This window comes from Myxococcus sp. AM009 (assembly GCF_013372605.1).
GTDB classification, from domain to species: Bacteria; Myxococcota; Myxococcia; order Myxococcales; family Myxococcaceae; genus Myxococcus; species Myxococcus vastator.
Genome location: NZ_JABXEP010000109.1, coordinates 1 through 17,269, shown reverse-complemented (window position 1 = coordinate 17,269; position 17,269 = coordinate 1). Strand labels below are relative to the sequence as shown.

Genomic DNA, 17,269 nt, shown 5'->3' with positions numbered 1-17,269 from the left:
CATCCTGAAGGCAGCGGAGCCTCGTGAATGGGTATCTTCTCAAGCGCATGGCACGAACGAACCGGCGTGATGGCACCCCCGTACTCCTGGCATCTGGCTCCCAGGCTCCTTTGACGCCAGTCCCGCTGACCGGTGGGGCTGACGGGACCTTTCAGGAGTCGTTCCTCCAGGAGCTCATGTTCGAGCACCCCGAAGTGCTGCCGGTCGCCGAAATCGAGGGCGCCATCGAGGGGCTCATCTCCGTGTGCCGCGAGATGCGGACCCCGCGCGGCTTCATCGACAACCTGTTCATCACCGCGGACGGGCAGGTTGTCATCGCGGAAGCCAAGCTATGGCGAAACCCCCAGGCCCGGCGGGAGGTCGTCGCACAGTCCCTGGACTATGCGAGTTGCCTGTTCCGCATGAGCTACGCTGAGTTCGAAGCCGCTGCCCTGGGCGGCCAGCTCCGAGGAGGGCAGAAGCCGCAGCGCCTCTGGGAGGTGGTGCCAGAAGCGGTGCGGCTGCCGGAGCCCGAGTTCATCGACGCGGTCAGCCGGAACTTGAAGCGCGGGCGCATCCTGGTCCTGGTCGTCGGTGACGGAATTCGCGAGGGCACGGAGCAATTGATTGAGGTGCTTCAGCTTCATGCGGGCTTCCGCTTCACGTTCGCGCTCGTCGAGCTGTCGGTGTTCCTGCTGCCCGGAGAGCAGGGCCGCCTCGTCATTCCTCGGACCCTCTTGCGCACGCAGATGGTCGAGCGTGGAGTCGTGCGGATCGAGGACGGGCACGTCACCGTGGCGCCTGTGGTTCCCGCGTCGGCGGTGCTGGAAGTGAACCGTTTCTCCGGAAACATCAGCGCGGAGGAGTTCTTCGACACGATGCGGGCGCGGGACCCGAAGCTGCCGGAGCAGCTTCAAAGGTTCATCGTCCAGCTCTCCGCCCTGGGGGTATCCGGCGACTTTCGCCGCGCACTCAGCCTCAAGTGGGAGGCGCCGGATGGCAGGACCGTGAACCTGGGCATCATCCAGCGGGATGGGCAGGTCTGGACGAACGAGGCAGGCATGGGGAGCACGGAGGACTTCGGGAGGCGTTACAGCGAAGCGCTCGCCTCCGCGTGGGGTGGAACGGCCGCCGCCATGCCCTGGGGCGCTCACACGAAGTGGCAGGTGCGACTCGACGGAAAGACCCCGCGCATCGAATCAATCGCGGGCCGCCTGGATGCCTGGGCCGAGGTCCTTCGCACGCAGCTTCCACAGCTCGCGGCCCAGACGAAGGAATCGTAGGCGCGCTGGGGGCGACGAAGTGCGTCGCTTCCTTCCGTCCAGGTTTGAGGTGCGTCCAGCAGCCTGGCGAATGGTATGAAATTTCTTTGCGATTTCGGAGCCTCCCCTTGATGAAGACGTCTCTGGAGAAGCGCTCTCTTCAGGAACTGGCCTCGATGTACGAAGAGTTCGCAGCCGCACATGGTCAGGCGAGCGAGACGGGTGACCACCGGAAGGCCAATGCGCAGTTTCGCCGGATCGCTGCTGTTTGGAAGGAGCTGCGAACCCGGAAAAGCGAGGGCTCTGGCGCGCTCTTGAACTTGCTGGGGAGCGCGAATCCCCATGTGCGTGGGTGGGCGGCGTCACATGCCCTGGAGTCAGCTCCCCAGGCTGCTGAAGCCGTACTGGAGCAGCTTGCAAACGGGCCACCGAGCATCGCGAGGTTCAACGCGGAAATGGTGTTGAGTGAGTGGCGAGCCGGTAGGCTGACGTTCGACTGACGCTGTGGGCGCGGTGTGAATTCGTTTCCGGTGCTGAGCTGGCATCCGGACTTCACGTGTCGCTCTGCATTGCGCCATGGGGCAACGTTTGTTGCCCACTCCGCCGTAACGTCACAGCATCGCCAAGGCGTCGCCAAAAACGAACGGGGTTGGACAGTTTGGCCCGACCAACCCCGTTCGTTTTTTGCATTGTCCCCGACGGAATTCGAACCCGTGGAGGAGGGGTGGCCTAAACCCGCGACGGCACACGCCTTTCGCTGAATCATGAGTGAATCCGGGTGCTTCAAGTACACGGGGCAGTTCCCGCCAGTCCCTCGGAATCCTCTCTAGTCTTGGAGACATTCTGGAGACGGAACCAGGGACGCACGGTGGCATGCTGCACCGCTTCACCGAGCGGATACCTGCGAACATGCTGCTGCAACGCCATCCTCATTTCTCCTATGCGCCTGCTGGGACCTCTCTGGTATTTTTGAACCCACGCTGGGAAGCGAGGGGATTCAATGCGAAGGGAATACGCGAGGCTTGAACCTGATCCGGAGTATGCTGAGCGAATCTATGGCCTGGATACTGTTAGCCTCGCAATTATAGGGCGAGACCCCTTCCCCACGGCAGCGAGGTCGATTCCGTTCGTAAAGGAAGCCTGGGGGCAATTGGATAAACGGTCGGCGGGCTACTACCTCTTCCGGTCGGTTTTTGGGGCGGATGTCGAGCAGCGATACCTCACGCCGCAGGCTGCCGCCCTCGCGTTACTGGATGAGGGTGTTGTCCTCCTGAACGCCTCTTACTTCTTCCTGGAAGAGGAACCGTTGTCTCGGCAGGCGCACTTCGACTTTGTGAACGAGAGCCTGGATACCAACTTCCCGATCTTGGAGAGGGCCGATTACTCACTGCTCTGCGGTGACGCAGCGACCATGATGAATTGGGTTGTCGAGTTTACTGGAGGGAATGCCGAAGAAGTCCCGCATCCCGCTCTGCAGGCAAGAAACAGACTCCCTGCAGAGAGACGAGGGGATTGGGACCGTTGGTGGGAGGTAGGTCGCCTGCGGGCTTGGTTGCATAGCCGTGTCCTGCGCTGATCTGTTGAGGTTCAAGACAGCCAAGAGGACCAGGGTTCCTGCTGAGAGGGCGGCCTAAACCGAGGTTCGTGATTCTCGATCAGGTCGGAGAGCAGACGGGCGCGAAGCGAACGGGAAGAAAGAGCAGGGGCACCTCCCGTTCGGCTCTGTGTGCGCAGAAGACCTGAGAGCGAGAAGGCCCTGCCCCAGGGGCAAGGTAGGCCGTGGTTGAAGAGGAAGCAGCGTCAGGCGCTGCTTCGGTGGGGGGCCAGGAGTGGTTGCCCGCTGACCTACCGGAGGTGCCTGGCAGTGGCGAGCGCGGGGCGAGGGGCGTCATGTCGCGCCACCGCGAAGGCGCTGGAGTGTGCCACCTTGACCGTGGTGGTTGCGGTGCGGCGCTACCAGGAGGGTGGGCGCCAAGCCCTTCGAGACAGAAGGGAGGGCAACGGACGCGCCAAGGTGGACGAGCGGTTTCGGGAGCGGCTCACCTGCGTGTTGGAGGGCACGCCCGAGGACTGGGGCTGGTGTCGTCCCACCTGGACACGCGAGCTGCTGTGCCAGGAAATGGCTCGCCGAGGACAGGTGCGCGTGTCCGTGGCGACCATGGGGCGCACGCTCGCCACGCTCGGCGCCCGGCTCAAGGCGGCCAAGCCCATCGTCGATTGTCCCTGGCCCAGTTGGAAGCGACAGTGTCGGCTCCACGAGATGAAGTGTCTCGAGGTGTATGGGCCTCCCAGCGAGCCCGTTCTGCATGTGGACGAGGTCGACATCCACCTCAACCCCAAGGTGGGGCGCGACTGGTGCCTGCCCGGGCAACGACGGGTGGTGGTGACGCCCGGCAACAACCAGAAGCGCTACCTGGCTGGAGCGCTCAATACGAGCACCGGGCAACTGACGTGGGTGGAAGGCAGGTCCAAGGCAAGTGCCCTCTTCATCCAGTTGCTGTGGCGCCTGGCGAGTCAATACCGGCGCGCTCGCCGTATCCACCTCGTCCTCGACAACGCCTCGGTTCACTCCAGCAAGAAGACGCTCAAGGCGCTCGCGCATTTCGGCGGGCGACTCGTCCTCCACTTCCTCCCGCCGTACTGCCCCCAGGGCAATCGCATCGAGCGGGTGTGGCTCGACCTGCATGCCAACGTCACCCGCAATCACCGCTGCCGCACCATGGACCAGCTCATGGTCCGCATGCATGCCTACCTCTCCGCTCGAAATGCCCAGCGCTCCGCCAGTCCATCCCTGCGACGAGTCGACCTCAGGCGCACATCCTGAGGCCGTTCGAGAATTACGATCCTTGGTTAGGCAGGACGACTCAGTTCTATCCTACTCTCTCAGGCTCAGCCCGCGGCCAATGACGTGTCCTCAAGAATGCCGGAGCCTGCACGCGATTCATCGGGGCTCTGTCCATGCGGTTTGGCTTCTTCGGAACGGATGGTAGGATCCGACTTTCCGGTCGAGTCAGAGGCGTATTCGTACGTTGTCACTCGCTGGCTCAAGGCGTGGTAAGTGATTGGAGGGAGCGCACGCGATGGCTAAGTCAGCACGCTTTCAGGTTGATCCTCGACTCGCGACCCTCCTGGGAGAGAGCTACCGCTCTTCGGAGCACGCGCTCAAGGAGCTAGTGGATAACGCCTGGGATGCGGATGCTCACGAGGTAGACATCCAGTTGCCAGCCCCGATGACCAACGACCCCATCGTCATTCGGGACGACGGAACTGGCATGACCGAGCAGGAGGTTCGAAGCGAGTACCTGAAGGTCGCCAGCGACCGGCGTTCTCGCAAAGGAGAGGAGACTCTGTCGCTCAAGCGGCGAATCAAAGGCCGGAAGGGAATCGGCAAGTTCGCTGGACTGATGGCTGCCTCCACCATGGTGATGGAGACCCAGGCACATGGAAAACGGACGGGCTTGGTCATCCGCAAGGAGGACCTCCTCGACTCCCGCCAAGACTTGGAAAAGATCGACCTCCCGCTCACGACTTCGGAATGTGATGAGCGGGATCACGGAACGACCATCACGCTCACGGATCTGAATCAGGCGCTGGCGTTTCCGACGGCCGAGAGGCTGCGGGAGCTGTTAGTGCTGGAGTACGGTCGTCGGTCGGACTTCACGATTCGGGTGAACGGTGAGGCGCTTGCCATCGAAGACATTCCCGGCGAGGCGTTCACGGAACGGGCTCAGTTGCAGGCCGAAGGGCCCGTGAAGCTCTCTCTGACATTCGCCGAAGGAAAGAGACCGCTCAAACACCCGGGTGTGGTCGTGCGCGTCGGCGGGAAGGTCGTCGGCAAGCCGATCTACTTCGGACTGGATGAAGACGAGGAAGTTCCCGGCAAGCTATTGAAGAAGGTCTACGGCGAGATTGAAGCCGACGGCCTTGCTGCGGACGTGACCCCCGACTGGGGCGCTATCATCGAGAACAGCACAGGGTTCAAGGCCGTGGAAACCTGGGCGCGGGAGCAACTAAAGGAGAAGCTCAATAAGGTTTTCGTTCGCCAGATGAGTCTCGCGAAAGCTCGACTTCAACAGGAGATTGATCGCCGTCTGGCCGGGCTGCCGGAGCATCGACGCAGGTTCGCGGAGGCCGCGCTTCAACGGGTGCTTACGAAATTCTACGGGGAGAGTGAGGAGCGTCGGGGCACTGTCATCAACGTCATGCTCGATGCCTTCGAGCGAGATGAGTACTGGGCGGTCATCCAGGCCATTGAAGTTGCGCGGCACCAGGGGGTCGCGACCTTTGCCGATGCACTGGGCCAGTTCGGGCTCGTGGACATGGCCGTCATCGGTCTCCAGACTCGGAGGCGCTTGGAGATCCTCGACCGCCTCGATGAGCTGATGACCCGGCCGGATACCCAGGAGAAGGAACTACACCAAGTCATCGAGCGCAACCTCTGGCTCCTAGAGGGCGACTTTACGCTGCTCTCCTCGAACCAGACCGTGGCGACCATCCTGAAGAAGTGGGCCGACAAAGAATTCACCGGCGATCGAGCCAAGAAGCGACCGGACCTGTTGCTTTGCGCCATGCTAACGGGCCGGCATCTCCTCATCGAGTTCAAGGAGCCCGGTCATTCGATTGACCGCGACGATGAGACTCAAGCCACCAAGTATCGGGACGACCTCCGTAGGCACTTCGACCCCCTCGAAGTGCTCGTCATCGGAGGCAGGGCCGCGACGAGTGTGGATGCTAACTGGCGTCCCCCGGGCCTGCACGTGAGGTCCTACGCCGCCGTCGTGAGCGCAGCGAGGGCTCGCCTCGGCTGGCTTCTGGACCAGCTCACGAACGACCAGCAGGCAGCGTGAGGCATCCTTGCTGCCTTAGTTTCGGCTCTCTTACGCGCGCTAGAACAGAGGCCACTGCTCCTAAGGGAGGCTCGGGGCGCTGATGCAGGTCGGCGCCGTCGCGAGCGCCATGCCGGTAGCAGGCGGGCCTGTTCTAGGGGCGAGATGGTGCGTAGAGGCCAAAGCCAAGAGGCTCTTTAGCCACGACCATGAGCCGTACCGACGCCTAGTTGGAGGCTGGCCGGAGCGCGACGATTACTCGATGCTCTCCGTACGTAACCGAGCGAACTCCAACGAACCCCTACGAACGGTTCAGCCCCGTAAGTACCCTTTGTTTTCGGGTACTTACGGGGCTGTTCCAATGTCCCCGACGGGATTCGAACCCGTGTTACCGGCTTGAAAGGCCAGCGTCCTGGGCCTCTAGACGACGGGGACGGCACACCTTCACTGCGACAACATGAGTCGCGGGGGGATCGAACCCCCGACCCTCGGCTTAAAAGGCCGGTGCTCTACCAGCTGAGCTAGCGACTCGCACTATTCTTTTTTAAATTTTTCGCCACCACCCGGAAGCCCCCGGGCAGGCGCTTCCTACCAGCACTCGGCGACGCTTTCCACTGGCGAGCGCATGGGGCCGTTTCTGACAGCGCCCCGACCGCTCTCCGGTGAACGTCCGGGCCACCGCCCTTCGCTCCGCGTCACCCCGTGGCGATATACAGGAACCATGTCCCACGAAGTACAACCGGATGAACAGGAGCCGGAGGACGACGCCGAGCGGGCCCCGTTCCGTCGCTACCTCACCCGGGCGGGCGCCGAGCGCCTGCACCGCGAGCTCGTCCATCTCCTCAACGAGGAGCGCCCCAAGGTGACGGCCGAGGTCTCCGCCGCCGCCGCCCAGGGCGACCGCTCCGAGAACGCCGAGTACATCTACGGGAAGAAGCGCCTGCGCGAAATCGACCGCCGCCTCCGCTTCCTCACGAAGCGCCTGGACACCGCCACCATCGTCACGCCCGCCGAGCAGCCCGACCGCTCCCGCGTCTTCTTCGGCGCGACGGTCAGCCTGGAGGATGAGGACGGCGGCCGGAGCACCTATCAAATCGTCGGCTCCGACGAGATCGACGCCTCCGGGGGGCGCATCAGCGTGGAGTCCCCCATGGGGCGGGCGCTCCTCCGCAAGGCCGTGGGGGACTCCGTCGAGGTGCGGCGGCCACGCGGAGACATCGAACTCACGGTGGTGGACATCCGCTACGAATAGGTGGGAGCCATGCCTCGGACTCAGCCCGTCAACCCCCGCTACCGTCGCATCTATCAGGCGCTGAGCGGGCCGGACCTGGCCGTCTCCGAGCGCGAGGGGATGACCCTGGAAGACCTGGGGCTGGGCAGCGCCGAGGCCTCCCGCGCCGACCTCGTCTTCGGCACCTACAGCCCCCAGGGCCTGGAGCGGGCCCTGCGCGCCTATGGGCTCTTCCAGCGCGTCGAGGAGCGGGTCGGACCGCTGGAGCTCCGCGTCGTGTGCTCGGACCCGTACCGGCCCCGCATCATCCTCTGGAGCCGGCGGTTTTACGTCCCCGTGGCGGACCTGGACCTGCGGCGGACGACCGGGGCCGAGGTGGGGCTCGATGACGCGCTCGCCGCCACGCCGCTGCTGTACCTGGACTCGCTGTTGCTCCAGAACCCGGGGCGCGCCTTTGACTGGAACCGGCCACCCCTGCCCGGGCAGAACCACCCCGGGCTCAAGCTCGCCGGCCACATCTTGGACGTGCTCCTGCTGATGGCCCGCCGCATCGGCACCGAGGCCTTGGCCCTCACGCCCTCCACCTTCTCCGCCGCCTGCGTCTATGACCGCCGCTTCCTCTTCGTGGAGGGCGCCGCGCAGGGCCGCTTCCTCGCGCTCCGTCAGGCGGGGCGGCACCTGCCGCGCTGGCTCCATGCATGGGCGGTGGAGCTGCACTGCATGCGGGACGAGCACGGCGCGGCCGTGGCCTTCAAGCCTTCGCCCATGGTGTCTCCGCTGAGCTCGCGGCTAGGGCAGCACTTCGATGCGAACGCGTGGGATGACGCACTCCAACTGGAGGCCCGGCGGCAGCTCACGCTCGATGAGGAGACGCTCCAGCGGTGCTTTCCCTGGGAGCGGATGCCCCCGGGGCCGCCGCCCGAGCGGGTGGCGGAGCTGCTCGGGTATGATCCGCTCGCGCCCGTCGTGGCGCACTGAACGGACGGCCGCTCGTGCTACAGGGCTGATCCATGGTGACTCGCCGAAACGCGCCGTGGGGACCGCCGTCATCCCCGGCGCCTGGGGCGTGGGGTTTCGGACAGCCGCACATCCTGGCGACAAGCAGGCTGTTTCCCCTGGAGCGGGTGCCTATAGTGGTCAGGAGACTCACCGTCGCACGGTCCCTCGCGGTCGCAGCCGAACCTTCAGGTCGCGCAACCCACGATGCGTAAGAACTTCATTCTCGACACCAACGTCCTTCTTCACGATCCCCGCAGCATCTACGGCTTCAAAGACAACAACGTCATCATCCCCATCTACGTCATCGAGGAGATCGACCAGTTCAAGCGCGATCTCTCCGAGCTGGGCCGCAACGCGCGCCTGGTGGCGCGCTACCTGGACTCGTTCCGCGCCGAGGGCTCCCTGAAGGAAGGGGTGCCCCTGCCGCACGGTGGCCTGTTGCGGGTGAGCTTCACCGAGCGCGCGCTGCCGCCGTCCATGGCGGACAGCAACCTGATGGACAACCGCATCCTCGGGGTGGCGCTCGACCTGATGGGCGCGGAGCCGGACACGCAGGCCGTCTTCATCACCAAGGACACCAACCTGCGCATCCGCGCGGACGCCCTGGGCCTCATCGCCCAGGACTACGACACCGAGCGGGTGGAGATCACGGAGCTGTACACCGGCTTCGCCGAGCGGCTGGTCCCCAAGGACCTGGTGGACCAGATGTACCGCCAGGGCGCGGAGGTGGAGCTGCCGGACGCCGAGTCCCTGTTCGCCAACCAGGTGGTGCTCCTCAAGGACGAGACGAACCCGTCCCACACCGCCATGGGCCGCTTCAACGGGTCCAAGGGCCGGCTGGTGCCGCTGGTGCGGCACATCAAGGACGGCACGTGGGGCGTCCGCCCGCGCAACATGGAGCAGGCCTTCTGCCTGGACCTGCTGCTCAACGACGACATCAAGCTGGTCACCATCGTCGGCAAGGCGGGCACGGGCAAGACGCTGCTCGCCATCGCCGCGGGGCTGCAGAAGGTGACGGAGGAGGGGCTCTACCAGAAGCTGTTGGTCAGCCGTCCCATCTTCCCGTTGGGCCGGGACATCGGGTATCTGCCCGGCAGCGTCGAGGAGAAGCTGAACCCTTGGATGCAGCCCATCTTCGACAACGTGGAGTTCCTGATGAACCTCAGCCGCGCGGACAAGAAGGCCGGGCGCGGCTACCACGAGCTGCTGGACTTGGGGCTGATGGAGATAGAGCCGCTCACGTACATCCGCGGCCGCAGCCTGCCCAACCAGTTCATCATCGTGGACGAGGCCCAGAACCTCACGCCGCACGAGGTGAAGACCATCATCACCCGCGTGGGCGACAACACGAAGATCATCCTCACGGGAGACCCGTTCCAGATTGACAACCCGTACGTGGACGCGACGAACAACGGCCTGGTCCACGTGGTCAACCGCTTCAAGAGCGAGAAGATCGCCGCGCACATCACCATGTCCAAGGGTGAGCGCAGCGCCCTGGCCGAACTCGCCGCCAACCTGCTGTAGCCGCTGGTACCAGACATGACGAAGGAAGACGCAGGAAGCCCTCCCGCCGGCGAAGGGGAGAAGAAGCCCCTCATCGAGTACCCCTCCGACTACACCTTCAAGGTGATGGGCGCGCAGGGGTCCGGCTTCATGGAGCATGTCCGTGAGCTGTTCAAGCGGCTCATGGGCACGGAGCTCTCGCCGGACGCCATCCACGAGCAACCCAGCAGCAAGGGCAAGTACGTCTCCCTGAGCGTGTCCGTGTACCTGCTGTCCGAAGAGCAGCGGCGCGCCATCTACGACGGGCTCCACAAGGACGAGCGGGTCATCTACTACTTGTAGGGGCCGTGGCTGGAAGTCTCTGGACGAGGCGGGTATATGGGGATCCATGAGCCCGCCTGAGCCCTTCCCGCTGTATCACCCCGCGGATGTCCGGCGCGCCTTCAGCTCGGATGACGCGACGCGGCGCTTCGCGAAGGTGGCCCAACTGGAGCCCGGCTCGCGCGTGCTGGTGCTCGGCTGTGGCTCCGACGGAAGCGCCGCGCTGCTGCTCGCCCGGGAGCTGGGCTGCACCGTCGTCGCGGCCGACACCGATGACACCGTCCTCAACCCGGTGCGTGAGCGCGTGCGGGCGCAGGGGCTGGCGGAGCAGGTTGAAGTCCGCCGCGTGGCGCTGGACGCGCTGGGCCTGTCCGACGGCGAGTTCAACGGCATCCTCATCCAGGGCCGCGTGCTCTATCCGTTGAAGGCCACGCTGGCGAACATGCGCGGCCTGCTGGCGAAGCGCGGGCGGCTGGGCTTCACGTTCCCCGCGCGGGTGGGGCGCTTTGCTCCCAAGGCCACGCTCGACTTCTGGGAGCGCCGCGTCGCCGGGGCGCTGCTGCTGCCGCGCGAGCTGCTGCAGGTGGTGGAGGGCGCCGGCTACGAGCCCGAGTCCGCCGAATCGCTCCATGACGCGGAGCTGGACGCGCACTACCGGGACATCGAGGCGTTCCTGTCGTCCATCCCCGGCGCGCAGCCCGCCGCGCTCCGCGAGGAGCTGGCGCTGCACCGCGAGAGCAACGGCAAGGCCAGCGTCAGCTACGCCTTCGTGGTGGGCCGCCGCAAGGAGCAGGGCGAGAGGCCCCCGGCGTCCCGCGACCGCGGGTAGTCGAGGGCGCCACCCTGCGGGCTTTCAGTTCAGCGCGCCGGTGAAGTCCACCAGCTCGACGGACTCCGGAGCCACGGACATGGTGACCTGCTCGCGGTAGCCGGCCGCGTCGCCGCCCACCTGGAAGGGCATGGGGTTGGCGAAGCGGATGGTGACGTCGCGCGCGTGGAAGTCCATCAGGCCTTCGGGGAACCAGCGGCCGTTCCACAGCTTGGGCAGGTGGGCGAGCACCTGCGTGGGCGTCACCTGGCCCAGCCGCAGCTGCATGTAGCCCGGGCGCTGACCCGCGAAGGGGAACATGCGGAAGCCGTAGCCGTAGAAGGGCATGGTGCCCGCCGCGGCCATCATCAGCCGGCCGCGGAACAGCGTGGCGCCCGGGGCCAGCGGCTCACCCAGGGTGCCGCCATCCGGGCTCAGCCGGTAGGCCTCGGAGGCGCCGTTGATGACCTCACACTCCACCCAGTGGGAGTGGGTGAGGTAGTGAGGCACCGTCTTGCAGGCCACCGCGGAGAAGTACCCGCCGCTGCCGCTGAGGACGCTCTTGAAGAAGCCCTTGCCCAGGTTCTCCTTCACCCAGATGTAGTCGTTGAGCACCTTGCCATCCACGCCCAGGCCGGCGAACGGCGCGCGCTGCCCGTCCACCATCAGCAGGTCCATGGGGCGGTAGCCCGGGACTTCGCCCGTGCGGGCGCGCAGCACGTCATTGAGGATGCCGTCGCCCCGGGTGCCGGAGGCGTTGACGTAGGCGGCCAGGCCATTGCCGGTGCCCAGCTTGAGGATGCCGAAGCGCGGCGCCGTCTTCCCCGCGAAGCGGCCGCGCGGGCCGACCTGGTGGAGGACCTCATTCACGAAGCCCATGAAGGTGCCGTCACCGCCGCCCGTGAAGACCATGGGGTAGCCACGCTCCAGCACCGTCTGGATGATGCGGCGGGCGTCCAGCGGCGAGCGGGAGAGGAACAGGTCCTGCTCCGGCACCACGTGGGACAGGGACTTCACCACCCGAGCGTCGACCTTCCGGGCGTTGGCGTTCAGCAGGACCGCGACCTTGGGCTCGGCGGTGACGTCCGCGGCGGGCGCACGGCGGAGATCGGGAGAGCGGAGGGGCTGGACCAGCATGAGGGCGGCTCCGAAGGTTGGCGCCCGTGGGGGACCGGGCGGCGACACCCCTGGCCAGTGCACAATCCTCGCCAAGTCCTGACGCAAAGCGTCAGCAGGCGAGCGAGCTTGAGATTCCAAGGGGTTGAATCGTTCCCTGCAGTCCAGAAGCCCGCCCGGTTGCTACCGCAGGGTGACGGCGGTGTAGAGCGCGTTACGCACCCGTGGCGTGCGAGTGGCGAGACTGTGACGCGGTGCGTGTGGCCCTGCGCACTGCGCTACGCAGCGGGGAGTGCCACCTTCAGGTGAGCGGCCCGGTGGCCCCCGCGTTTGACAGCGAGGGGTGGGTGGTTACGTTGGGCGTACATCAGAAGTTTCCAAAGAAAACGCAGTCTTTTCCGGAGGATAGGAACCGTGGGCAAGATTATCGGGATCGACCTGGGCACCACGAACAGTGTGGTCGCGATCATGGAGGGTCGCGAGCCCAAGGTGATCGTCAACGAGGAAGGCAGCCGCATCACGCCCTCGGTGGTCGCGTTCACGAAGGACGGGGAGCGCCTGGTCGGTCAGGTGGCGAAGCGCCAGGCCATCACCAACCCGGAGCGCACCATCTACTCCAGCAAGCGCTTCATGGGCCGGCGGCACGACGAGGTGTCCGAGGAGGCCACGCTGGTCCCCTACAAGGTCGCCCGGGGCCCCAACGGCGACGCGCGCGTGGACATCGACGGCAAGCAGTACAGCGCGCCGGAGATCAGCGCGCAGGTGCTGCTGAAGCTGAAGCGCGCGGCGGAGAACTACCTGGGTGAGAAGGTGACGGAGGCGGTCATCACCGTCCCCGCGTACTTCAACGACGCCCAGCGCCAGGCCACCAAGGACGCGGGGGAAATCGCGGGCCTCACCGTGCGCCGCATCGTGAACGAGCCGACCGCCGCGGCGCTCGCGTACGGTCTGGACAAGAAGAAGGACGAGAAGATCGCCGTCTATGACTTCGGCGGTGGCACGTTCGACGTGTCCATCCTCGAGGTGGGCGAGAACGTGGTCGACGTGCTCGCGACCAACGGCGACACGCACCTGGGCGGTGACAACATCGACCTGCGGATCATGGACTGGCTGATCTCCGAGTTCAAGAAGGACACGGGGCTGGACGTCAGCAAGGACAAGATGGTCCTCCAGCGCCTGAAGGAGGCGGCGGAGAAGGCGAAGATCGAGCTGTCCGCCGCGATGGAGACGGACGTCAACCTGCCGTTCCTCACCGCGGACGCGACGGGCCCCAAGCACCTCAACGTCAAGCTCACGCGCGCCAAGTTCGAGGCGATGATTGACGACCTCATCGAGCGCTCGCTGGAGCCCTGCCGCAAGTGTCTGAAGGACGCGGGCGTGGAGCCGAAGGACCTCAACGAGATCGTCCTCGTCGGCGGCACCACGCGCATCCCGAAGGTGCAGGAGGCCGTGAAGCGCCTGTTCGGCAAGGAGCCGAACCGCTCGGTGAACCCGGACGAAGTCGTCGCGGTGGGCGCCGCGGTGCAGGCCGGCGTGCTCTCCGGCGAGGTGAAGGACATCCTCCTGCTGGACGTGACGCCGCTGAGCCTGGGCGTGGAGACGCTGGGCGGGGTGATGACGAAGCTCATCGAGCGCAACACCACCATCCCCACGCGCAAGTCGGAGACCTTCTCCACGGCCGCGGACGGCCAGACGCAGGTGGAGATCCACGTGCTCCAGGGCGAGCGGGAGATGGCGGGCGACAACCGCAGCCTCGGCCGCTTCCACCTGACGGGCATGCCGCCGGCGCCGCGTGGTGTGCCGCAGATCGAGGTGACGTTCGACATCGACGCGAACGGCATCCTCAACGTCAGCGCCAAGGACAAGGCCACGGGCAAGGAGCAGAAGGTCACCATCACCCACTCGTCCGGCCTCGCGAAGGACGAGGTGGAGAAGATGGTCGCCGACGCTCGCTCCAACGAGGCGGCCGACAAGACCCGCCGCGAGCTGGTGGAGATGAAGAACCAGGCGGAGAGCCAGTCCTACGCGGCCGAGAAGCTGCTGAAGGAGAACAAGGACAAGCTGTCCGCGGACACGGCGAAGGCGCTCGAGGACGCGGTGGCGGAGCTCAACAAGGTCCGCGACGGCCAGGACAAGGACGCCATCAAGGCGGCGCTCGATGCGCTCCAGGCCGCCAGCTACAAGGCCGCCGAGGAGATGTACCGCGCCACGGGCGGCGCGCCGGGCGCCGAGGGCGCGCCGGGGGCCGATCCTTCCGCGGCGCCGGGCTCGCAGGCCAGCGCGAAGAAGGACGACGTGGTGGACGCCGAGTTCCGCCAGTCGTAGTCGCGGCGCGGCGAGCCGCCTGAAGTGACGCAGAGGGCCGGTGCTCCCACGCGAGTGGGGGACCGGCCCTTCTGTCTTGCGGGGCGGAGGGGGGCTTCCGAAAGGGAGGACGGGCGTACGGGAAGCGGGACGTCGGGCTGGGCCAAGGGGTTGATGGGACTGGGGCGAGGACTGGCGGTGGGAGTGCAGGGGCTGGCGTTCCATGTCCCGCATCCAGTCGTCACCGTCTTTCCTCCCGCCCGGTACCGCGCCCTCCGAGGGCGCCGCCGCGCCGGCGGCTGTCCCTCTCCCCACGAGCACGGCGCAGCGCCGGCCCGCCTCCGCCGCGGCGTCCTCGACGGTGGAGCCCTACCGAGGGCCCTCCATCGGGGGGCATCATCCACCGGCGCTGCAAGTGCCCGGGCCTCGCTCGGGGCCCCGCACAGGCGCCGACAACCAGTTCGACTTCGGCGTGGGCGGCGCGTTTCCGCCCAAGCCCACGGGCAACCTGATGGAGCAGGTGCGGCAGGGGGCGCTCACCGCCGCTCAGTCCGAAGCCGCCGCTGCCAGCCGGTTGATGGGGGACAGCGCCGCCGTGGATGGCTACGCGCGCCTCCACCTGGACCACCTGAAGCCCAGTCCGCCCATCACCGGCGCGCCCACGTCCTTGACGGACTACACCAGCAGCATTCCGGACGTGGCCCCCGCCCAGGCTTACGCCTACTTCGTCCGTCATCCGGCGGCGGTGTTCGAGGCCGCCGGCATCCGCGTCCGCCCGGCGACCGCGGCGCTGGTGGATGGGGCCAAGCTGTTCCTGGAGGAGAAGGGCCTCCCGCCCGTGTGGGCGCCCATCACCGTGCGCCTGGAGCCGGCCGCGAACACGCTGCACATCACCACGCTGGATGGGCACCCGCTGCGCGGCACGAATCGCTTCGTCTTCGACGAGGACGGCGCGGGCGGGACGCAGGTGCGGCAGTACTCGGCCTTCCAGGGGAGCTCGCCCGCGACGTCGGTGGGCATGACGCTGATGGACCCCATCGAGCGGCAGCACGACATCTGGCGGGCGGTGCACGCGCACCTGCATGACACGCTGAGGCCTCGCTGATGGCGCCCGTGCCGCGGACGACGCCTCCCGGGCATGACGTGATTCTCTATGACGGGCACTGTCGCCTGTGCGCTGGGGCGGCACGGCGGCTCCAGCGGCTGCTGGGCGGGACGGGGACGCGCCTGCGCTCGTTTCGGGAGGAAGGGGTGCTGGCGTCCTTCCCGGGCGTCACTGCGGACCGCTGTGAGCGGGCCCTGCAGCTGGTCCTGCCGGATGGGGCCGTGGTGGAGGGGTTGGAGGCCGTGGTCCTGGCGCTGGGCAGGCGGCCGTTGGGGTGGCTGCTCCGCGTGTACTACGCGCCGGGCCTGCGGCAGCTCCTGGACGCGCTCTATCGCGTCGTGGCCCGCTATCGGTTTCGCATCGCGGGACGTCAGTGTCCGGACGGAGCGTGCGCGGTCCGCTTCAAATAGGCCGCGCGCGGCGGGTAGCATGGCGTCTCCCCGCCACCTCGGGTTCGTCCGTGCAATCACCAACGTCCCCATCCGTCCAGGCCGCGCGCGCCTTCCGGCACTTCTTCACCGAGCTCCGGGATGCCTACCTGGAGCGAGAGACGCTCTTCACGCAGCTGGAGCTGGCGCTCCTGGGGCGCGAGCACGTGCTGGTGGTGGGGCCCCCTGGGACGGCCAAGAGCGCCATCGCCAGCGCCGTGCTGGGGCGCATCATCGACGAGCGCACGGGCTCGCCGTCGCTCTTCTCCAAGCAGCTGGCCGAGTCCACCGTGCAGACGGACCTCATCGGCCCGGTGGACTTCAAGGTGCTCACGGAGACGGGACGCACCGAGTACCTCACCGACGAGGGCATGCTGGGCTCCGAGCACGCCTTCCTGGACGAGGTCTTCGACGGCCGGGACATGCTGCTGCGCTCCATCCTCAACGTGCTGCACGAGCGGGAGCTGAAGCATGGCCGCCGGGTGACGACGGGGCGCATCGAGTGCGTCGTCATGACGAGCAACCGGTATCTCTCCGAGGTGCTGGCGCGCTCGCCCGAGCTGCTCCTGGCCTTCGCGGACCGGCTGAGCTTCATCTGCTTCGTGCCCAAGTCCTTCGCGCGCCGGGAGAGCCGGGCGGCCATGCTGCAACGCTTCTCCCATGGCGCGCGGCCGGACCTGCGCGCGCGGCTGTCCTTGCAGCAGGTGGACCTGCTGCAGGACGCCGTGACGAAGGTGGTGGTGCCCAGCCACGTCATGGAGGGCGTGGAGCTGCTGACGGATGCGCTGGAGCGCGCGCTGGCGGCCCAGGTGGCGAAGCTGCCGGACTACGTGCCGACGAAGTACTTCTCCCAGCGCTCGGTGGTGAAGGCGCTGTGGGCGCTCAAGGCCGCGGTGGTGAGGGATCAAATCTACCGGCGCCCCGAGCGGGCGTTGGAGGCCACCGTCGAGGACCTGGACTCGCTGCGCTGGTTCTTCCTCCTGGGCGGTCCGCCCGCGGGGGAGACGGAGGCGCTGCTCAAGTCCGTGGTGGACCCCCGGGAGCGGGCGCAGCTCGAAATCGTCCGCCTGGAGCAGCGCGCGTTCGACGAAGCGTTGGCCAGGATACGGCAGGAGCTGGGGGGCGGCGTGGAGCGCGAGGCGCAAGCGCTCGGGTCATCCGAAGAGGTGAGCTCCGTCGAGTCCGTGAGCCGCAACTGGCAGCCCGGCGTCGTCTCCACCACCGCGCGGGCCCTGTTGGCCAAGCTGGTGCCCGGGCCCCGCCATGCGCAGAACCGGATGCCGTTGCTGTCCGCGGCGCGGGCCCTGGTGGCGGCGCAGGAGCAGCGGCTGGCGCGCGGCATGGCGGGGCACGGGGACCAGCTTGGCCAACAGGGCCCGCGCGGTGG

General features: G+C 66.8%; 15 protein-coding genes and 2 tRNA genes. 14 read left to right on the top strand and 3 right to left on the bottom strand.

The genetic code is table 11. From position 1 onward, the window contains the following. Positions 1-176 precede the first annotated feature (176 nt). From HV824_RS24290 to HV824_RS24270, 5 genes are all read left to right on the top strand, one after another. Entirely contained in the window at positions 177-1,262 is a 1,086-nt protein-coding gene (locus HV824_RS24290; RefSeq protein WP_176421231.1) for a hypothetical protein, read from the top strand. 110 nt (positions 1,263-1,372) lie between these two features. Beyond that, on the top strand, positions 1,373-1,741 hold the full coding sequence (locus HV824_RS24285; protein WP_176421230.1) for a DUF2019 domain-containing protein: 369 nt from the start codon (positions 1,373-1,375) through the stop codon (positions 1,739-1,741). Between the two features lie 500 nt (positions 1,742-2,241). After that, complete coding sequence (locus tag HV824_RS24280) at positions 2,242-2,817, top strand: hypothetical protein (protein WP_176421229.1); 576 nt, start codon at positions 2,242-2,244, stop codon at positions 2,815-2,817. A gap of 150 nt (positions 2,818-2,967) precedes the next feature. Continuing rightward, positions 2,968-4,065 carry an IS630 family transposase gene (locus tag HV824_RS24275; protein ID WP_368738100.1) on the top strand — a complete coding sequence of 366 codons (1,098 nt, stop codon included), beginning with the start codon at positions 2,968-2,970 and terminating at the stop codon, positions 4,063-4,065. 256 nt (positions 4,066-4,321) lie between these two features. Next, positions 4,322-6,088, top strand: coding sequence for an ATP-binding protein (locus HV824_RS24270; protein WP_176420954.1), 1,767 nt, complete (start codon positions 4,322-4,324; stop codon positions 6,086-6,088). Between the two features lie 341 nt (positions 6,089-6,429). On the opposite strand, the gene HV824_RS24265 is transcribed toward HV824_RS24270, so the two are convergent. Both HV824_RS24265 and HV824_RS24260 read right to left on the bottom strand, forming a co-directional pair. Continuing rightward, a tRNA-Glu gene (locus tag HV824_RS24265) sits at positions 6,430-6,502 on the bottom strand. Positions 6,503-6,525: 23 nt separating this feature from the next. After that, positions 6,526-6,598 (bottom strand) — tRNA-Lys (locus HV824_RS24260). A gap of 190 nt (positions 6,599-6,788) precedes the next feature. On the opposite strand from HV824_RS24260, the gene greB reads away from it, so the two are divergent. The 5 genes from greB (at position 6,789) to HV824_RS24235 (ending at position 10,950) form a co-directional block, all read left to right on the top strand. Further along, positions 6,789-7,319 carry a transcription elongation factor GreB gene (gene greB, locus HV824_RS24255; RefSeq protein WP_176420953.1) on the top strand — a complete coding sequence of 177 codons (531 nt, stop codon included), beginning with the start codon at positions 6,789-6,791 and terminating at the stop codon, positions 7,317-7,319. A 9-nt stretch (positions 7,320-7,328) separates the two neighbouring features. Further along, complete coding sequence (locus HV824_RS24250; RefSeq protein ID WP_176420952.1) at positions 7,329-8,276, top strand: deacetylase; 948 nt, start codon at positions 7,329-7,331, stop codon at positions 8,274-8,276. 225 nt (positions 8,277-8,501) lie between these two features. After that, positions 8,502-9,821, top strand: coding sequence for a PhoH family protein (locus HV824_RS24245; RefSeq protein WP_163785557.1), 1,320 nt, complete (start codon positions 8,502-8,504; stop codon positions 9,819-9,821). A 15-nt stretch (positions 9,822-9,836) separates the two neighbouring features. Continuing rightward, positions 9,837-10,142, top strand: a complete 306-nt coding sequence (locus HV824_RS24240) for a YbeD family protein (RefSeq protein ID WP_176420951.1) — start codon at positions 9,837-9,839, stop codon at positions 10,140-10,142. 46 nt (positions 10,143-10,188) lie between these two features. After that, complete coding sequence (locus HV824_RS24235; protein WP_176420950.1) at positions 10,189-10,950, top strand: cyclopropane-fatty-acyl-phospholipid synthase family protein; 762 nt, start codon at positions 10,189-10,191, stop codon at positions 10,948-10,950. Positions 10,951-10,974: 24 nt separating this feature from the next. Here HV824_RS24235 and HV824_RS24230 read toward each other — a convergent pair whose 3' ends face one another. Further along, positions 10,975-12,066 carry a diacylglycerol kinase family protein gene (locus HV824_RS24230; protein WP_176424347.1) on the bottom strand — a complete coding sequence of 364 codons (1,092 nt, stop codon included), beginning with the start codon at positions 12,064-12,066 and terminating at the stop codon, positions 10,975-10,977. 393 nt (positions 12,067-12,459) lie between these two features. Here HV824_RS24230 and dnaK point away from each other — a divergent pair, with 393 nt between their 5' ends. The 4 genes from dnaK to HV824_RS24210 form a co-directional block, all read left to right on the top strand. Then, a complete protein-coding gene (dnaK, locus tag HV824_RS24225) occupies positions 12,460-14,370 on the top strand; it encodes a molecular chaperone DnaK (protein WP_176420948.1) in 1,911 nt (636 codons plus the stop codon). Positions 14,371-14,572: 202 nt separating this feature from the next. Beyond that, positions 14,573-15,454 carry a hypothetical protein gene (locus HV824_RS24220; RefSeq protein ID WP_176420947.1) on the top strand — a complete coding sequence of 294 codons (882 nt, stop codon included), beginning with the start codon at positions 14,573-14,575 and terminating at the stop codon, positions 15,452-15,454. After that, positions 15,454-15,864 carry a thiol-disulfide oxidoreductase DCC family protein gene (locus tag HV824_RS24215; RefSeq protein WP_176420946.1) on the top strand — a complete coding sequence of 137 codons (411 nt, stop codon included), beginning with the start codon at positions 15,454-15,456 and terminating at the stop codon, positions 15,862-15,864. The genes HV824_RS24220 and HV824_RS24215 overlap by 1 nt, the downstream gene beginning before the upstream one ends. Before the next feature lie 50 nt (positions 15,865-15,914). Continuing rightward, positions 15,915-17,269 (top strand): MoxR family ATPase (locus tag HV824_RS24210; protein WP_176424346.1); only part of this gene is annotated, 1,355 nt, incomplete at its 3' end.